The sequence below is a fragment of the Parasphingorhabdus sp. genome, assembly GCF_041748495.1.
Taxonomy (GTDB): Bacteria; Pseudomonadota; Alphaproteobacteria; order Sphingomonadales; family Sphingomonadaceae; genus Parasphingorhabdus.
The window spans coordinates 1-2,266 of the sequence record NZ_JBGTDD010000163.1; the positions used below are offsets into that span (position 1 = coordinate 1).

At 54.3% G+C, this 2,266-nt stretch carries 2 protein-coding genes and 1 pseudogene; 1 reads left to right on the forward strand and 2 read right to left on the reverse strand.

What is annotated here, in order from left to right:
* Positions 1–247, forward strand: a pseudogene (locus ACEW8J_RS14315) (bifunctional folylpolyglutamate synthase/dihydrofolate synthase); the annotation flags it as partial.
* Here ACEW8J_RS14315 and ACEW8J_RS14320 read toward each other — a convergent pair.
* Both ACEW8J_RS14320 and ACEW8J_RS14325 read right to left on the reverse strand, forming a co-directional pair.
* On the reverse strand, positions 244–1,869 hold the full coding sequence (locus ACEW8J_RS14320) for an MFS transporter (RefSeq protein WP_373492321.1): 1,626 nt from the start codon (positions 1,867–1,869) through the stop codon (positions 244–246). The pseudogene ACEW8J_RS14315 and the gene ACEW8J_RS14320 sit on opposite strands and share 4 nt — an antisense overlap.
* A 153-nt stretch (positions 1,870–2,022) precedes the next feature.
* On the reverse strand, positions 2,023–2,266 hold a 244-nt coding region (locus tag ACEW8J_RS14325), incomplete at its 5' end, for a DUF1223 domain-containing protein (protein ID WP_373492320.1).

Sequence of the window (2,266 nt, forward strand, 5' to 3'; positions counted from 1 at the left end):
GGATCCGGCTGCCATCATCACGCCCCTGCAGGAGAAACTGGCAAGCGTGACGGTGATCCCGGTGCCAGGCCATGAATCGCACGCGCTCGGCGACTATCCCCAGGTCGACGCACCGGTGACCGAGGCCAGCGATATCTCCGCAGCGCTCCGGTCCCTGCCGCTGGCCCCCGAAAAGACCGTGCTGATCGCAGGGTCGCTCTATCTGGCCGGCGAAGTGCTGAAATTAAACGAACAGGTGCCGGACTAGACGCCCTTTAGCGCTATTGCATCTATTCCTGCTTTTGTACCCAGCCGCGAAATACGGATCCATTCGATGATGCAGATTATGACTGCAACACCACCCATTAATGTTGTCAGAATGAATATGTGAAAATAGCCTTGTTCCTCGATCATCTGGCCCAAGGCTCCGCGGCCAAGAGTCCCGACCAGCAAGGTCAGTGACGAAAGTAGCGCATATTGCACCGCGCTATAGCCCTTCGCGACGATCGACGACAGATAGGCCACAAAAGCCACGCCGGCGATGCCGACAGCGATATTCTCTCCGGCTATGGCCATCATCAATTTCGCGAGCCCTGGATCCCCGCCCAAATTCGTGACCAACCATGAGAATCCTGTTAGATCGCTTACAGATTGAACGACTGCTCCTCCCCGCGCCAAGTCGGCGTAGAGCAAATTTGTTGCAGCCGCGAGTACGGCGCCCAGCGTCAGAGTGAGCATACGACCCAATGTTGCAAGCATGTAGCCGCCTACCGCGAGGCCTATCATGAGCGCGCCGACTCCAAAAAATTTTGAAGCTACTGCAACCTCATCTTTGGTATATTGAAGTTCACCCAAATAAAATGGATAGGCAAAACTCCCCCAGATGGAGTCTGTAATACGGTAGGTTAGAACCAGCCCCAATATCACGATCAACGCCCAACCCAATCTGCCGACAAACTCTGTAAGCGGAAGAACGAGCGCACGATAACCGTGATCAAGGAACCTTCCGGCCATACTCTCAGCAGGCAAATCTTCGGCCAATAAATATTTGCTCGTGCGTTCGAAACGAACCAGAAATGCTGCGATAATGGCGGGAATCACCACCGTTGCCAATACAATCAGCGGACCCATCGTAGAGATGAACGAGACCGAATCTGGCCGGGTTTCCGGATCACTACCCAGCGATTGGACCATGAAGACTCCGACCGTAATCAAGGCCCAGCCCCATAAAATTGCCACGGCAACCAATGCCCAACCTCGAAGACGCGGATCAAGCTGGCCTGCTTTTCGTAGGCCATGCTCGTCCGCCATTTCTGTAGCCGTCTGAACCGTTGTTTCGGCATCGGGAGCGAAAAGCCCCAGAAATCCGACCAAGAGCATTACAGCGCCCATGGTCAAGTAGACGGTCGGCCAATCGGTTCGTTCAGCAAGAAATAGTGCCAGCGCACCGCCAACAAGAGCGGCGATTCTGTATCCCATCTGATAAACGGTCGAAAGGATGTCTATTGTTGCCTCTTCATCCGCCACATCTACGCGCCAAGCATCGATCACCACGTCCTGTGTGGCAGAAGCGAAAGCACCTATTCCCGCCAGCAAGGAAAACCAACCTATTGATGAGACCGGATTCAACATTGCTAGAACAACCAAAATCAAACCGAGCAATAATTGCGCGGTCACGATCCATTGCTTTCGCTTCCCCAACTTCTTCAGAATAGGGACATCGATACGATCAAGCGCCGGGGACCAGAGAAACTTGAACGCGTAGGCCAATCCGATGAGCGAGAATACGCCCATGGTTTCGAGGTCAACCTCGGCATCGGAAAGCCAAGCATAAAGAGTGCCGAGGAGCAATGCATAAGGCAAGCCTGCTGCAAAGCCGAAAACCGCCATAAAAAGAGTTTTGCGATTTCCGAGTGATGCAATCACTTTACGCCAACCCGGCTTTTCCTTTGTTTGCGCCGCGACCAATCGATCCTCCTTGCCCGTTCACTATCGCCAGTAAACAGTTATAGCAGGAATACCAAAATGAAATCGCCTCGCGCATCAAATATCCAGCAGCTTGGCCGCCACAATTGTCCCGGCACCGGGGCGCTGCAGGACAATGGCATATCGGTCCGCACCACTGATGTTCAATTGGTCAGGCGCTATGGTCAGGCGCATCGGCTTGCCCTGCCAGCTGCCCAACCGGCGCTCATCCCTGACCACATTGGTAAAATGCAGCGTCCGTCCGCCATTTTCGCCGCGTCCGATGCGGACGGTTTCGGACGAGCTGAGCGCGATCAGCGAC